Source organism: Deltaproteobacteria bacterium (genome assembly GCA_035063765.1).
Taxonomy (GTDB): Bacteria; Myxococcota_A; UBA9160; order UBA9160; family PR03; genus CAADGG01.
Map to the genome: position 1 here is coordinate 18,980 of JAPSFT010000034.1, position 16,181 is coordinate 35,160.

The window sequence follows — 16,181 nt, forward strand, 5'->3', positions numbered from 1 at the left end:
GTGAACGCGGGGTCCTGATGGCCGAGCTGCTGCGCGACCCAGCGCACGCTCTTGCCCGCGCGAAGCGCCCACGTCGCCCAGCTGTGGCGCGTCGCGTGGAAGCGCAGCGGGCGGACTCCATGGGCCTCTCCGCGCCGGCGCACGCGCTCCCAGTGACGCGCGAAGTTCGTCTCGTCCCACGGCGTGCCGGTCCGGGAGCAGAAGACCCACTCGGGCGGCGGGCTCGCGGGCTCGGCGCTCCCCGGCTCGAGCGCTGCCCGAGCCTGTAGCGCCGCGTGCTGGCGTCGCACGGCGAGCAGGTCGAACAGCTCGTTGGCGAGGGTCTCCGTCATCGCAACGCTTCGCCAGCGTCCGCTCTTCGGGGTCGTCACCCGCCGCATCGTAATCGCGCGTCGGATCGCCAACGTGCGGTGCTCGAAGTCGATGTCCGGCCATTTGAGGCCCAGGATCTCGCCTTTCCGGCATCCGGTAGAGAAGGCGAGCACGAGAGCTGGGGCGAAGCGTGGCTCGTACTCTCGTGCGAGCGCGATCAGTCTCGCCGCCTCCTCGGGCGTCCAGTACTCCACTTCGGGCGTCTCGATCGCGACTCGCCGGTCCACCCGACGCATCAGCTCCCCCACCCTCGCCGCCGGGTTCCGCGCCACGGTCCCCTCTCGCTGCGCCAGGTAGAGAACGCGACGGAGGACACCGAGAGCGTTCTGGACCGTCTTCGGGGCCAGTCCTTGCTCCAGCTACCAGCGACCGCTCGCTTCGCGTTCGCCCACTGCTGCGCGCACGTGCGGCGCAAGCTCCTCGGGTGCGAGCCTGCCTTCCCGCAGGCCGACGAGGCGTTGGATCAGATCGGCCGGCACTACGGCGTCGAGGCTGAGGATCGACGGAGGCATCCGCACAGGAATCGAGATTCAGCAGATGTGCCGGCACTATTCTCTGGTGCGATGAAAGTTGCTCTGGCAGAATGCGCGCCGTCGCAGGCGGGTGTCGCCCGGAAGGGGCATTGCCGAGCCGCGTTAGCCGAGGCTGTGTTTGGGGCTGTCGAACGGAACGCTCGAGCAATCCGAGGTGGCGTGGAGGGCCGGGCTCGGGCGCTGGGGCATTCGGATCCGGCTCCTCGAGCACCCCGCCCTGGTTCTGCCCTTCTTGGCCGGCGCCTCCTCGATCGCGAGCCTGCTCGGCTACTTCTACGGCTTGTTCTCGATGCGCACCGGCGTGTCGCTCGTCGTTGTCCCGGGTCTCCTCTCCGCCGCGGCCTTCGTATGGCTGGCACGGCGGCGCGGTCGGGCAGACTTGGCCGATCGCGTTCTGGGAGGAATCTTCGCGGGCGGCGTCGCAACGCTGTTCTACGACATGTGTCGAATTCCACTCGTCCATGCTGGCCTCCCGATTTTCAAGGCGATCTCCTACTTCGGAGCGCTCATCGTGGGCGGGACCGCGGTCACTGCGGAGGCGCAGCTGGCGGGCTGGGCCTACCACTATTCGAACGGGGTCGGCTTCGCGCTCATGTATGCCACGCTCGCGGTCCGCGACCGACTCTGGACCGCCGTCGCCTGGGGCGTCTTCCTCGAGACGGCGATGCTGCTGACACCGTACGCGGAGGTCTTTGGCTACACGCGCGGCCGGGAGTTCTTGGCAATCACGCTCGGCTCCCACCTCGTGTACGGATTGGGGCTCTGGGCCGGATTGCGGCTCTGGGGCCGCATCCGTCGGCCGCTGCCCTGGCGGCTCGTCACGACAGGGTTCCTCCTACCGGCGCTCGGGGTCGGCCTCGTCGGGGCCGACTTCCACCGCATCCATGCCGAGAAGCTCCCCCCGGCGCCGCCTGCCGCGCTCGGCGAACATCTTCACACGACGTGGAACGTGCTCGAGGTGGACCGGATCATCACGCTCTGGCTCGTGAAGCGCTTCATCGACCCCGATGCCCGCTTCGCGCTGCTGCCTCCCTTCACGCGGACTCCGTACGGGCAGCCCCTCGACGTGCCGGAAGCGGAGATCCGGCGCTCGGGAGCGAAAGCAGCCGCGGAAGTGGCGATCGAGCGCCACTCGCTCGACTCCGACCCTGCTCTTCAGCGCCTCGGGGCGATCGCGACCCATTTCGAGATCCATTCCTGGGCTGCGCCGCCTGCCGACGCGCGCGAGCTGGGAACCGTCCTGCGCGAGCAAGCCGAGCAATGCGGCCCGAAGCCGGACGAGCGTTGTCTCGATCCACTCTTCGCGACGCTCGATGCCTGGTATCGAACGGGCGGCTCCCTGAATCCTTCGACCGGGGACGAGCACTGACGGACGATGTCATCGAGTGGGAGGAAGCCATGGATCGGAAGCGCGCCAGTCTGGCATTCGTGGCGGTATCGATCGCGTGGATCGTGGGTCTCGGCTGCACGCCGGTGGGTCTGGGAGGCGATCCGATCGTCTGGCCGAAGGCGGCACGGCTCGGTGACACGCTCGCGATGTCGCTCGATTCGAACTACGTGCCGGTCTTGGGGGGGTACTACGAGAAGTACAATCTCTCGGTCGACAACGTGACGCTCCAGATCAAGCAGGGGACGACGGTCCTCGCGACCGCCACGCCGCGCGCGGTCTTCGACGGCTTGTCGGCTCCGGCAGGCGTGCTGAACGTCACCAAGGCCGGCCCCTTCCTCACCATCGTCGTCTTCGACCTGCCGACCTCGATCTCGGCGGCCTTCCCCGTGGCGACGAAGGTGCACATGCTCGTGAACGGGGTGGCGCCGACCTGGAACTCGATCGGGAGCCTGGAGATCCTCGGGACGGGCGGGAGCCCGATCGTCTTCACCAGCGATTCCAATCCAACCGGCCTCGGCCCGCGCCCGACGCTGCGACTCCAGGGTCGCGCCGCGACGGCTCAGGTCGATGGCTTCGACCCGGAGTGGGAGATCGGCTCGATCGAGTTCACGCTCCAGTACCCGAGCGGCGCCGTTTCGCAGCCGGACGTGTTCCCCCTCACCGAAGCGAGCCGGGCGGTAGCCTTCACCAGCACGGGCGATGCGCCGGGCAGCGTCCGGATCTTCGTCGCCGATCCGCGTGGCTTCGTCCTCCCGATCGTCCCCCCGCCCTACCCCGACGCCGAACGGGTGGGCGAAGGCCCACTGCTCGACGTGACCTTCACGAAGGCGCCGGGCGTCGGCTTCGCCGCCACCGACTTCACGATCCGAGATCTCGAGGTTCGCGACCTGGATGGGAATCTGCTCACTCCGGTCTACACGCCGGGGACCGACACCACGCACTACTTCACGCGGATCGCCCGCAAGCACCTCGCGGAGTAGCGGCCATGAGCGCTGGAACGAAGGCTCGAACGGTCGTGTGGGGGGTCCCTGTCTTCCTGCTGGGTGTTCTGTTCGGGCCGTCCGTTTCGTCGGCTGCGCTCGGAGACGTCGACGAGGACGGCTCCCTGTCGATGGCGGACGCCTTGCGCGTACAGCGCCACGTGGCAGGAGAGCTGTCCCTGAGCGCTGCAGAGGAGGCGGCCGCGGACGTCGCTCCCTGGAGCGCGGTCGACGGTCCCGCACCGGATGGGGAGGTCGATGCCGGGGACGTAGTGGTCCTGCTGCGAGCGATCTCCGGCGAGATCTCGTTGGTCCCGCCCCCGGTACTGGACGCGATCCCGTCGCCGACCACGGCCAATCCGCAGGCCGTCACCGGCTCGAGCGGCTCGGGCTACGAGGTGACGCTCTACGTCAACGGTCAGCCCCAGGCGACGACGACCGCGAGCGCTGGGACCGGCGCGTTTTCGTTCTCGGCCATCCTCGACGACGCGAACGAGATCCATGCGATCGCTTCGGATGGCGTTTCGACCAGCGACCCGTCGACCTCCCAGAACGTCGCCTACCAAAACACGACGCCCCGGATCCAGGGCGGCACCGTCGCGGCGGGGGTCCACGTCTGGACTCCGGGCAACCCTGCCACCCCGTATTCGGTGACGAGCACCCTCGTGGTTCCAACCGGGGCGACGCTGATCCTTCAGCCAGGAGTCGAGCTGCGTTTCCTCGGGTCCACGCAGACGACTGGCGCTGCGGAGCTCCTGGTCAACGGCACGCTCCGCATACAGGGGACCGCAGGCGGAGTCGTGCGCCTCGTCCCGGAAACCGCAGGGACCTTTTGGAACGGGATCCGCGTGAACGGTACCTCCGCCACGGCGACGATCGAATCGGCCTACATCGAGCGGGTATTCAACGGGATCCGGGCCGAACAGGCGTGGGTCTCGGTGCGCAACAGCGAGATCCGGAACTTCGCCGAGGGCAGCTCCTGCTCGCTGTGTGTCGGCATTCGCTTCGACAATGCGCCGGGCGAGGCGGTAGGGAACCTGATCCACCGGGATCCTCCCACGCGGCGTGGGTCCGCCATCCATGTCGACGAGGCATCGCCGCTCCTGCAGGGCAACATCATTCGCCGGGCCGACGAGGGCATGCGAATCGTCGGGCCGCTCGTGGCGCCGGCGGCGACTCCCTCGGTGCTCGGCAACCTCATCGAGGACAACAACCGAGGAATCCAGATCGAGCGCCTTGCCAGTCCAACCATCAGCGGCGTCAACGTCATTCGCAGCAACACTGGGACCGGGATCAACGTCCAGGCGTCCAGCCGTGAACCGATGCCGGTGATCAACGGCAACGACATCTACGCCAACGGCCCAGCCGGCGTCCAGCAGAACCTGGCCTTCAGTGGCTACGTGGACGCGTCGGACCTGGTGGTTAACGCCGAAGGCAACTGGTGGGGATTCGCGAGCGCCTGGGAGATCTCGCGTCGGGTCTGGGATTTCAAGGTCGACGATAGCTACCTCGACCGGCCTCATGCCGACGTGGTGCCGTTCCTCGACGGTCCAGTGGCCGCGGGCGGAGGCCCGGTTGCAGGGTCCTTCCTGCACGGGCCGGTGACCCAGACCCTGACGACCCTGTCTCCCGGCACGGTGTACGACGTCGTCGGCTCGATCGTCGTGCCGGAGGGCAAGACGCTCAGCATTCCGCAGAACGTGACGCTCCGCATCGCCTGGGATGCAGAGATCCTCGTCGACGGACTGTTGAGCGTGGCGGGGGCGCCGGGGTCACGAGTCGTGCTGACTTCTCTCTCGCCGTCGGCGCCCTCGCTCGCCGACTACTGGGACGGGCTCGTCGTCCGCTCGAGCCCGTCCCTTTCGATCGATCAGGCCAGGATCCTCTACGCGAACCAGCCCATTTTCGCGACCAACACCCCGGTAACGGTTCGGGACAGCGAGATCACCTACTTCAATGCCGGTGGAATCCGGGTCGTCGACGGCACCGCGACGATCACGGGGAACCTGATCGATCGCGAGAGCTCCACGAGCGGTCACGTAGTCCGCCTCGAGGATACGGGTGGAACGATCAGCGGGAATACGATCAGTCAGGGAAGCTTCGGGATCTACCTGATCCATGGATCGAGTCCGCTGATCGAGAACAACACGATCACGGGCAATGGGACGGGTTTGTATCTCCAGGGGAGCGGCTCGGCGGGGGGCAACCCCGTTCCGGTGCTCCGCCACAATCGAATCTACGCGAACTCGCAACGCAACCTGAACGTCCTGCAGTACTACCACCTGGGTTCGACGGACCGGGTGGACGCCCGAGAAAACTTCTGGGGCACGGAGACTCCTGCTGGAGTCCGGGCAACGATCCTCGCCAATGACTTGGAAAGCGGTTTTCCGATCGCAGTGGATTTCTCGAACTTCACCAACTTCGATTTCGTGGTGGTCCCCGGGACCCATCTCACCAACACCGTGACGGCCGTGCGCCACGATCCATTGCGATTCCGCCCGGGCGCCGGCGAGACCGGCAACGTCCGCTTCGAGCTCTTGGCACCCTCGTCAGTGACCGTACGAATCTACGACGAGGCGACGAACGCCCTGACGCGTGAGATCGTCACGAGTCTGCCGGCGGGCGATCAGGTCGTGCCCTGGGATGGGCGTGATGGCTCCGGCGTCTACGCACCGGCCAACGCCTACTACTACCGCATCGATGCGACCGATGGCGCGAATGTCGGCATCTACACCACGCCGTCGACCATGGCCAACCCGGTGACCGGTGTGTTCGGCGCCGTGCCGAACGCGTACAACGTCTACGCGAACGACTTCGTGGACTTCCAGATGGACGCGCTGAACGCGGGAGCACGCCCGCGGATCGAGGTGAGGCCGGACGGGGAGCCGACGTTCCGGATCGACGGCGGGCGAGCCTACCCGAAGGGCGTCTCGAGGGTCGTCTGGGACGGACGTCGCCCGGACGGCTCGCTGATCGGCAACAAATTGGCCTACGTGTACGTCGCGGTCGATTCCGGGAACGCGATCGTCCCCAACAGCTTCGTGGTCGAGCCCGCGCCGACCGTGGGAGGCGTCGCGCCGGTCGTCGAGGTGAAGGCGGACCCCTATCGCGTCCATCACAGCTACGACCAGATCTCCCGCATCGCCTACCGCATCGATCAGCCAGCCGTGATCACGCTCAAGCTGCTGCCGCCGGGGGTCGCCGACTTCGCGGATCCGAGCGCGGTGGTGTTGATCGGAGGCGAGCTCCAGCAGGCGCAGAGCGACGGGGTGCCGATCGACCACGTCGCCGAATGGAGCGGCTACGACCCGAACGATCCGACGCCGGCGAACGTCAACGAGATCCGCACGCTCGCGGACGGAGTTTCCACCTTTGCGATCCAGGCCGTCAGCGCCGTGACCGGTCACAGCACGCTCTATCGCGGCGTGATCGACGTGCGGCGGTGAGGATACAAGGCATCGCCGCACTCGCCGTCTGCGTCGTCGGCGGCTTTGCGGGACAGGCTTCGGGCGCGGACGAGAGCGGCGGACGCATCGGTTACCTGGCGCCCGCGAACGGCTATTGGCAGGCCTGGATCCAGGAGCTGGGAGGCGACCCCCGGCAGATCACGGGATCCCCCGGCGACAAGACGCGCTGCTCGTGGTTCCCCGACGGTAAGGCAATGCTGGTGAGCTCGACCGCCGGCGAGGTGGTGCGCGTCGGACTCGACTCGCTCGAGGAGACGAAGCTGCCGCTTCCGCGCGGAATCCATGACGCGGCTGTTTCGCCCGATGGAGACAGGATCGCGTTCTCGATGAGTCCCGGCGGGACCCGCGACGCGAACGAGATCTTCGTCGCCGCGCCCGACGGGTCCGCGATGACGCGGCTCACGCGTCTCGGCGCGTTGCAGCACGAGCCTGCCTGGAGCCCGGACGGGAAGTGGATCTATTTCCTGTCCGGAGACGGCGGCCAGGCGCACGACATCTGGCGCGTGTCGGTCGACGGCTCGGCGCAGGAGCAGCTGACCGCGGGCGAGCTGTATCACTTCGACGTGGCAGCGGGGCCCCGCGGCCTGCTGGCCTTCTCGGGCAATCGCGGCGGCCGCTACGCGATCTGGGTGAAGCCGGCTGCGGGTGCGTCGCGCGTCATCGCCGGCGACGCCGCGTTCGCGGCTGGGCCGTCGTTCGCGGGCGATGGGCGTGAGCTGGCCTTCGAGCGCGCCGTCGACGGCGGCGCCAGCGCGATCTTTCGAACTCCTGTCGATGGAAGCGGGTCCGAGCGCCTGGTGGTCGGCGCCCCCGCTCGGCGGCCGTGCTGGGAACCGGCTCGGCGAAGGCTGCGATGAGGCTCCTGGCCGCCTTCCTCTTGCTCGCTTGGGTCCTGTCGCCCCCCCGCGCTCCGGCGTCCGAGATCACACAGGTCTCGCACGATCCGGCGGCCTTCGATCCTGCGAAGGACGAGATCGTCAGGATCCGCTTCCACCTAGGTCAGCCTGGATCGGTGACCCTTCGAATCTTCGACGCGCGGAACCTCCTGGTGCGCGAGATCCGAAGTCGCGGACCGTCGTCGGCCGGCGTGCAGGAGCTCACCTGGGACGGCGAGGATCAAGCAGGCAGGCGTGTCCCGCCGGAGGCCTACCACTACACGCTGGTCGTGCGCGACGAGGCCGGAATCGAGGTCGAGCACGACGTGACGGACCTCACGGGCGGCGAGCTCCTCGCGGTTCCGGACGCCACCTGGAACTCCGACCGAGGCGCGATCGAATACGACCTTCCGAAGTCGGCCCGGCTCAACATGCGCATCGGCCTGAAGGGCGATGGCCCGATGTTAGGGACGCTGCTCGATTGGGTGCCGCGGCTCCCCGGACGGCACTCGCGGGTCTGGGACGGCAAGGACGCCTCCCGTGTCCTCGACCTGCGCGAGCATCCCGAGCTCAGGATCTCGATCCTCGCCTACTCGCTGCCGGACAACACGATCCTGGTGCTGCCGCCCTCCAACCGGAGCGAATGGATCGCGGCGCTGCCGTGGGGCGAGACGCGACGCCTTCCCAAGGCCGAGCGGCCCCGTCGCATGTACGACTTCGCCGCGCAAGCGGCTGAGGACCGCCGCGACGTGTCCATCACGCTCGTGCCTGCGGAGCCGCTCGCGCGTACCGAGGATGGCGATCCGATCGTGCGTGGGCCCATAGGAATCCGGATGGACGTCGAGGATCGCGACCGGGCGCGGATGCAGGCGGAGCGCTTCGAGACGGTCTTCTACGTCAACGGGAGCTACCAGACCGAGACGGAGCTCGGCTTCCTGCCGGCGACCTGGGTCTGGGATCCGGGGAGCGTCGCGGAAGGCATCCACTACATCACGGGGAACCTGCGTGGCTACGAAGGGCACTTCGGAGCGGCAACCCTGCGGGTTTTTGTCGATCCCGGCGGCACGAGATGAGGTACGGGCGATGACACGAATGGGCCGATGGATCTCGATGGCGCTCGCGCTCGCTCTCGCCGCGCCCGGCGTCGCCGCGAGGGCCGATGACTTCGGCGGTCCGACGCTGTCCGACCCCAACCAACCCGATCCGCCGCCCGATCCGTGCAATGCGGACCCGTCCGCCGCGGGATGCCCGCCGTGCAGCGGCAACGGCGCGACCGACGAGGCAGGGGAGGGCGACGAGGGCCATCCGATCAGCGTCGTAAGCGGGCGCTTCTACCACGAAGAGACGGACCTGGTCGTCAACGGCGTCCATCCGATCGAGCTGCGCCGGCGTTACGACAGCCAGTCCTACTACGATTCGCCGCTCGGTCACGGCTGGGCCTGGTCGTTCGACCTCCAGCTCTTCGAGTACCCCGACAACTCGGTGATCGTGCGCACGAGCTGTGGCTACAAGCACCGCTTCGTGTTTACCGGCGGCGCGTACCAGACGCCGGCAGGGCAGCAGACCCGCCTCACCGCCTACCCGGACGGCACCTATGCCCTCCGCTTTCCACGCAACCGGCGGGCGCTGTTCGACGTGCAGGGTCGACTCACGGCCTGGGAGGATCCGAACGGCAACCGCCTGGAGATGATCTACGACCCGGCCGGAAGGCTCCCGCTCGTCGGGTCCTCGGACTTCTCGGTGGACCCGCTCGCGCCGTCGACGGTGGCGTATGTGTTCCGGCTCACCCAGGTCCGGGAACGCCTGGCCGATGGGACCTTGACCGGGAGGGCCGTCAGCTTCGCCTACGATCCGACGACGGGGCGTCTCGAATCGGCGACCGCGTCCGACGGCAGAGCCGTGGAGTACGTCCACGACGTCCACGCCGGCACGGGCCTGACCTTGGGCAACCTGACCCAGGTCCTGGGCCTCGAGGGCATCGTCACGACCTACGCCTATCAGGATGCAAACGATCCCCATAACCTGACGAGCCTCGACTCCGGTGCCACGACGATCCCGCACGTCAATACCTACGACGGTCAGGACCGTGTGACGCGCCAGACGTTCGGCATCGGCTCGACCGGTCATCAACGCTTCGACTTCGATTACTCCCAGCCGCTGGCAACCCGCGTCACGCGCTGGGTCTACAACGCGGCCGGCAGCCAACAGCGCACGGCGGTGACCCGCTACACCTACGACGCCGGCGGCCGGCTCCTGACCCACACCGACGCGCTCGGCCACCAGACGACGTGGGTGCGCGACGCAAGCGGCCTCACCGATCGCGTGGAGGTCCGGGAGAACACCGGGACCGTGGGCGCACCGGTCCTGGTCCTGGTCCGCACCGTCGATCTCCACTACGACGCCGACGGAAACCTCGACCAGCGCGTGACCGCCCTCGACGGTGGCGAGACGATCACCGAGAGCTGGACGTGGGAGCAGCACTGGCTGGCCTCCCATGAGGTCGTGTCGAGCGCCGATCCCGGCAAGCCCTTCCGCACCGAGCACACCTTCCATCGCACCGGCCCGGGCGCGAGCGATCCGATCACGAACGTGAAGGAGATCAAGCGTCGTCGAGACGATGGAACGTTCGAGACGACGCTCCTGACCTACGACGCCTACGGCCAGCTCGCAACGATCACACCACCCGCTGTCGAGCCGGACGACGGCCTCCAGATCGTCCGAACCCATTTTCCTGCCACTGGTCCCAACCCCGGCTTGCTCCAGGAGGTAAGGATCGAGCTCGACGGGGTCGAGGACGATCATCTGCGTCGAGAGTTCACGTACGACGCCCGCGGCTTCGTGGCGACGCTCACCCAGACAGGCGGACCCGAAGGATCGCCGCGCGCCGACGTCACGACTTACACGTGGGACGATCTGGGACGTCTCACCGAGCTCGGCAACGCGCTCGGCGAGGCGACGCTCTACACCTACAGCAGTCCGACCGATGGGCTCGGCGACCCGTCGCTGGCGCCCCCCGGCCGCTACCTGACGCAGATCGAGATCGGCCGGACGCAGGCAGACGGGGAAGGCCAGCAGCGCCGCTTCCGCTACGACGGTCGCGGGCGGCTCAAGAAGGTCGAGCGCAAGAACGACGCGGGGACGTGGTCCGACTATTGGACGTTCACCTACGACAGCGACGGGAACCGGCTCACCGCCGTCGATGCCACCAACTCGATCTCGCGTGATGTCTCGTACACGTACGACGGCCTGGAGCGGCTCGTCACGTTCACGAACGCCGTGTCGCAATCCACGCAGTTCGCCTACGACGTGTTCGGGAAGCGCACGCGCATCACCGACCCGGCCGGCCGCAAGACGAGCTACGCGTACGATGATCGCGACCGGCTGCTCACCGTCACGCAGGAAGGCACGTCTGCATTTCCGCTGCCCGCGCCTCTCGTGACCGCCTTCGGCTACGACGCCGCCGGCAACGTGACGACGGTGACCGACCCGAAGAGCCAGGTCACGACCTACGGCTACGACGCCCTCTCACGCCTCACGTCGATCGAGCAAGAGCTCGGACAGACCGTGACCTACGCGTACGATGGACGTGGGCGCCTCGACGCGGTGACCAACGCCCGAGGCAACGTGCTGCGCCACGCGTACGAGGCTTGGGGCGCTCTCGCCGCCGTCCAGCACTTCGTGGATACAGCGGCGGATACGCCGGTCCGCACCGTCTCCTATGACTACGATCTCGCCGGCAACGTCACCTCTGCCAGCGACACGGACCTCCAGCCTGGTCCGCTCTACAGCTATGTCTACGACCCGCTGGGGCGCGTCGACACCGCCACCGCCCACTACCTCCCGGGCGGCAACCGCGTCCTCGACTCCAGCTACGACCGCTTCGGCAACCGAAGCGAGCTCGAGCTCATGCACGGCTCCGAGACGCTGACCCACGCCTGGACCTACGACGACCTCGACAGGCTCACCCAGGCGAACTTCCCGGGCGGCCAGACCCTCGACTTGCAGTACTTCGCGAACGATGACCTCCAGACCCTGACCCACGGCAACGGCACGACGACCTCGTACACCTACTTCAACCAGGGCCCGGTCTCGACGATCACGGTCCAGAACGGCTCGTCGCAGCTCCACCAGCTCAACTACACTCTCGACACCGTGATGAACGTCGACCAGGTGCGCGAGGAGTTCACGACGACGACCCAGTACCTCTACGAATATGCCTACGACGGCGCGAACCGCCTCACGAGCGCGAACTATCCGAACTCGATGCCGGCCGGCTTCCCCCTCTTGCAGGACGAGGCCTTCGCGTATGACCCGGCCGGCAATCGCGAGAACCCGAGCGAGCTTAACGCCTACGACTACGACGCCAACAACCGCATCCTCGCGAGCACTGGCCGGAGCTACGCCTTCGACGCCGACGGAAGCCTCGCGGCGATCCACCCCGGGCAGCCCAACGAGATCAGTCTCGGGCACGATTTCGTCAACCGACTCCGCTCCTACAGCGACCCGACCGCCGGCACTACGGCGGGCTACGCCTACGACCCCTTCGGCCGCCGCCTGCGCAAGACTGTGAACGGCCTGACGAGCTGGTTCTTGTGGGAGGACGACGTCCTGCTCGCCGAGTACGACGGAGCCGGCAACAGGACGCGCCGCTACGCCTACGCGGGCGGCTGGGCCCCCGTGCAGACCGCGACTGGGAGCGGCGCCGGCGAGTCGATCTACGACGTGCACGTGGACCACCTCTCTACGCCGAAGCTGCTGACTGTGGCGAACCGCTCGGCGGCGTGGCGCGGGATGTACCGAGCCTTCGGGGAAGTGTCGGTGCAGGCGGGAGCGGCGACGTCTTTCGACCTTCGCTTCCAGGGCCAGGTTGCGGATGCGGAAAGTGGGCTGCACTACAACCGGTTCAGGCACTTCGATGCAAGCACGGGCCGATTCCCCTCGGCCGATCCGATCTACCAGCGCGGCGGCATCAACCTCTACGAGTACGCTCGCTCGAATCCTGTGACGCTGTCGGACCGTCTTGGACTGTGTCCGCCGTGTGCAGCGGCAGCGATGGGCCCTGCGGTGCCATCCCTCGCTGGTCTAGGGCAAGCAGCACTTGTCGGGCTCGGTGCTGCATTTGCAGCTGTTGCCGGTTCCTACCATCAACACTCGGGAGAGGACCCCTTGCCACCGCCACCGCCACCTTCGGAGGCAGGCGACACTCCAGCGGACGGCGATGAGCCAGCTCCGATCTGTTATGACCCTGATCAGGCGGCACTCCGGGATCTCGTCAATGACGCCACTTTCGGTGGCAGGATACCTCTTGATCTCGATGACGCCGAGACAGTTCTGGATTGGGCAGGAGAGCTTGGATACCCCGGAGCAAGGGCGAGCCCAGGCGACGTCTCGGACCCGTCGAACTGGCTTGGGCATCCGGGACGGCCGCCTCACATTCATCTTCCAGGTGCGGGACGCGGTGGCCACGTGCCAGTCAGACCTGGGCTTCCGCCTCGATGAGGGTCTTGGAGAGGGAGATCGATCTCTGCGGCTTCTTGGTCGTACGCGTGGCTCCCTTGAACTTTGACGCTGAGGGGCGCGGCGCCTTCCCAGCCCAGCCGCCACGAGTTGGTGATGTCTTCTACGCTGGCGTCGATCGAATGGCTTGGTTCGATCTGGATGAGGAGATCATTTCTGGGGCGGCTCCACCGAGCCTCGCCACGGTTCGAGAGCGAGTTCGAAGAGCGTGCCATGACCTGACGGGACTCGAACTGACTCGCAATCTCGGTGACGCGATTGAGATCGCCGCGTTTTGCAACGCAACCACTCCCCGCTGCGAAATCATTGGGCTGTGGTCGCCGAGACTTGCAGAGATCAAGAGCTTCTCGATGACAACTAGTGCAACTCCACTTGGATACGACCCCGTATCCTTGGGGCACGGATCCCTATTGCGCGAGGGGCTGTTCGCGAGGCCGGAGCTGTTCGGCGAGTTTGTAGAGCAGTTGAACGCTGATGGGCTCTTCCCAGAAATGGAGCGCGCAATGGTCTACGTGAGGCGTTACATCGATCTGTCAAGAGCAGGGGCTGTTGAGCCGCTTATCTCGCAACCCTATGGAATCGACCTCCTTCGTGTCGCTCGCGTGAGTCCCCCGCTCGTCTAGATGCCCGAGGGACGGACCGGGCAGTATTGTGAGACACAGGTCTGCACTGCTGCAGCGAGCATCTTTGTCAGGATCCCGGTAACCGCTCAGCGAACCCCATGTTTCGCTCTGCTCTCGCCGGCGCGACGATCCTTTCCGAGGAGGATCACCCGATGGGAGTAACCGCTCAGTAAACGCTCGACGAACACAGGTCGTGATTGACGAGAGGCGCGGGTCGGGCCGGCGTTCAGTGGGTGCTGGCGAGGTGGGCGCGGTCGAGGCGGTGTGGGAGGAGTAGATCGAAGTGCTCGGGACGAGTGGCCTTTGGGATCTCGGTGAAGAGGTGGCGTAGGTAGGCGTAGGGATCGAGGCCGTTCGCCTTGGCGGTCTGGACGAGGCTGTAGAGGTTGGCGCTCGCCTGGGCGCCGCCGACCGTGTCGGCGAAGAGCCAGTTTTTGCGGCCGAGCGCGAAGGGGCGGATGGCGTTCTCGACCGCGTTCGTGTCGATCGGGATGCGCCCGTCGTCGAGATAGCGCACGAGCTTCGGCCACTGGCGGGCGACGTAGCCGAGCGCCTGGCCGGTGAGGCTCTGGGGCGGGACGCTCGGGAGCGCCGTGTCGAGCCAGGCGCGCAGCTGCGCGACGAGCGGCCGGGCCTCGCGCTGGCGGACGTCGTGGCGCTCTTCGGCGCTCGCGCCGGCAACCGTGCGCTCGATCCGGTAGAGGCGCTGGATCCACGCGAGCCCCTGCTGGGCGCGGCTCTTGCGCAGCGAGGGCGAGGGGCCCTTGTCGCCCGCCTGGCCCTTCAGGGCCTCGTGGAAGCGCCGCCTCGCCGCGCTGCACCCAGACGTAGGAGAGGCTCTCGGCCGGCTTGCCGGGCTCTTTCAGCACCTGGAAGCGCGACTCGTCGCACTGCACGAAGCCAGACGCGAGGATCTCCTCGCGCATGCGGTTCACGAGCGGCTGCACGAGCTCGCCGCAGCGCACCATCCACATGGCCAGGGTGGCCCGCGAGAGATCGATCCCGAGGCGTCCGAGGATCTGCTCCTGGCGGTAGAGCGGGAGCGCATCGGCGTACTTCGAGACCGCCACGTAGGCGAGGAGCGACGGCGAGGCCAGGCTCTTCGGGATCGGTTGCGGGGGGAGCGGGGCCGTGTGCACGCCGGTCTTGCAGGTGGGGCAGCCGTAGCGGGGCCGCACGTGGACGAGCACCCGGGCCGTGGCCGGGACGAACTCGAGCTGCTCACTGCTCTCGCGGCCGATCTCGACGAGCGCGCTCCCATCGTGCGGGCAGACCTTCTCGGCCTCGGGCAGGTCGTGGAGGATCTCCTCGCGGGGCATCCAGGCCGGCAGCGGCCGCCGGCCGCGCGGGGTCCGCGTGTGGGCCGCGACTGCGATGCCCGGGGCGTCGGCGGCCGCGCGCTCTGCCGCCGCGAGCACTTCGGCCTCGTTGAAGAGTCCGAGCTGGCTCCGGTGGCTCTGCTCGCTCTTCGCCCCGAAGCGCTGGCTCTTCAGCAGCCGGATGTACTCGCGCAGCTGCGCGATCTCGACGTCTCGCTCGGAGAGAGCGGCATCGAGCGCGATCACACGCGCTCGAAGGCTCTCGACATCGCTCGGGATCGCCCCCATCTCTACCACGGAGCGCATCGTAACACAGTTGCGTGCGAGAGTGCACTACCGGACCGAAGAAAACGACAGCTCCGCGTGCGGCCGCAGCCGGAACACGTCGATGCCGTCGAGCAGCCAGTTGAGCTCGCGCCCCGTCACCGCGAGCACCGCGTCCTCGCCGCCGCGCGGCCACGGGAAGCGATCCTTCTCGAGCCGCTTCTGCCACAACACGAAGCCGTTGCGCTCCCAGACGAGCAGCTTCACCTGGTCGCGCCGCCGGTTGCAGAAGCCGAAGACGTGAGCCGAGAAGGGATCGAGCGCCAGATCCTCGGCCACCAGCGCCGAGAGCCCGTTGATTGCCTTGCGGAAGTCCACCGCCTCGCGGCACAGGTGGACGCGCACCGTCTCGAGCGGCCGCATCAGAGCCTCGCAAGCATCGCCAACGCAGCGGCCAGCTCCCCGGCGCCCTCGACCACGACGCCGTTCGGGAGCTGCGCCCGCCAGCGGCTCGGCGGCTCGACGGTCGCCGCTGTCGCCGCCCGCACCTCGACGAAGCGGCCCTGCGTCCTCGCGGTCCGAGCCCTCCGGGCGCGCTCGCTCGGCGCCCAATGCCCCTTCCGCCGCAGCTCCTTCGCCGCTTGGTAGAGCGCATGCTCGGACAGCCGGTGGCGCCTCGCGTAGGCCCGCACCGCCACCTTCTCGCGCGCCGCCTTCCGAAGGTGCCCCAACCACTCCCGCTGGCGCGGCGTCACCGTGCTCGATCGCTTGCTTCCCATCGGGTGATCCTCCTCGGAAAGGATCGTCGCGCCGGCGAGAGCAGAGCGAAACATGGGGTTCG

10 protein-coding genes and 1 pseudogene are annotated in these 16,181 nt (G+C 67.6%); 7 read left to right on the forward strand and 4 right to left on the reverse strand.

The window, feature by feature from the left end:
• Window positions 1-1,137: 1,137 nt before the first annotated feature.
• From OZ948_18400 to OZ948_18430, 7 genes are all read left to right on the forward strand, one after another.
• Window positions 1,138-2,274: a chromate resistance protein gene (locus OZ948_18400; GenBank protein ID MEB2346698.1), complete on the forward strand. Its 1,137-nt coding sequence runs from the start codon at window positions 1,138-1,140 to the stop codon at window positions 2,272-2,274.
• Window positions 2,275-2,303: 29 nt separating this feature from the next.
• Window positions 2,304-3,275, forward strand: coding sequence for a hypothetical protein (locus OZ948_18405; protein MEB2346699.1), 972 nt, complete (start codon window positions 2,304-2,306; stop codon window positions 3,273-3,275).
• 5 nt (window positions 3,276-3,280) lie between these two features.
• Window positions 3,281-6,721, forward strand: a complete 3,441-nt coding sequence (locus OZ948_18410; GenBank protein ID MEB2346700.1) for a right-handed parallel beta-helix repeat-containing protein — start codon at window positions 3,281-3,283, stop codon at window positions 6,719-6,721.
• A complete protein-coding gene (locus OZ948_18415; GenBank protein MEB2346701.1) occupies window positions 6,718-7,599 on the forward strand; it encodes a hypothetical protein in 882 nt (293 codons plus the stop codon). Before OZ948_18410 ends, OZ948_18415 begins: the two co-directional genes overlap by 4 nt.
• 155 nt (window positions 7,600-7,754) lie before the next feature.
• Complete coding sequence (locus OZ948_18420) at window positions 7,755-8,690, forward strand: hypothetical protein (GenBank protein MEB2346702.1); 936 nt, start codon at window positions 7,755-7,757, stop codon at window positions 8,688-8,690.
• A 37-nt stretch (window positions 8,691-8,727) separates the two neighbouring features.
• Window positions 8,728-13,116, forward strand: coding sequence for a DUF6531 domain-containing protein (locus OZ948_18425; protein MEB2346703.1), 4,389 nt, complete (start codon window positions 8,728-8,730; stop codon window positions 13,114-13,116).
• A 5-nt stretch (window positions 13,117-13,121) separates the two neighbouring features.
• The gene (locus OZ948_18430; protein MEB2346704.1) at window positions 13,122-13,757 is read left to right on the forward strand and encodes a hypothetical protein; all 636 of its coding nucleotides are present in this window, start codon (window positions 13,122-13,124) and stop codon (window positions 13,755-13,757) included.
• A 226-nt stretch (window positions 13,758-13,983) separates the two neighbouring features.
• On the opposite strand, the gene OZ948_18435 is transcribed toward OZ948_18430, so the two are convergent.
• The 4 genes and pseudogenes from OZ948_18435 to OZ948_18450 all read right to left on the reverse strand — a co-directional run bounded on the left by OZ948_18435 (window position 13,984) and on the right by OZ948_18450 (window position 16,119).
• The gene (locus OZ948_18435; GenBank protein ID MEB2346705.1) at window positions 13,984-14,544 is read right to left on the reverse strand and encodes a transposase; all 561 of its coding nucleotides are present in this window, start codon (window positions 14,542-14,544) and stop codon (window positions 13,984-13,986) included.
• A 79-nt stretch (window positions 14,545-14,623) separates the two neighbouring features.
• A pseudogene (locus tag OZ948_18440) lies at window positions 14,624-15,364 on the reverse strand (transposase).
• A gap of 45 nt (window positions 15,365-15,409) precedes the next feature.
• Window positions 15,410-15,763 (reverse strand): IS66 family insertion sequence element accessory protein TnpB, encoded by a 354-nt coding sequence (tnpB, locus tag OZ948_18445; GenBank protein MEB2346706.1) that lies wholly within the window; start codon window positions 15,761-15,763, stop codon window positions 15,410-15,412.
• Window positions 15,763-16,119: a hypothetical protein gene (locus tag OZ948_18450; GenBank protein ID MEB2346707.1), complete on the reverse strand. Its 357-nt coding sequence runs from the start codon at window positions 16,117-16,119 to the stop codon at window positions 15,763-15,765. Before OZ948_18450 ends, tnpB begins: the two co-directional genes overlap by 1 nt.
• Window positions 16,120-16,181 lie beyond the last annotated feature (62 nt).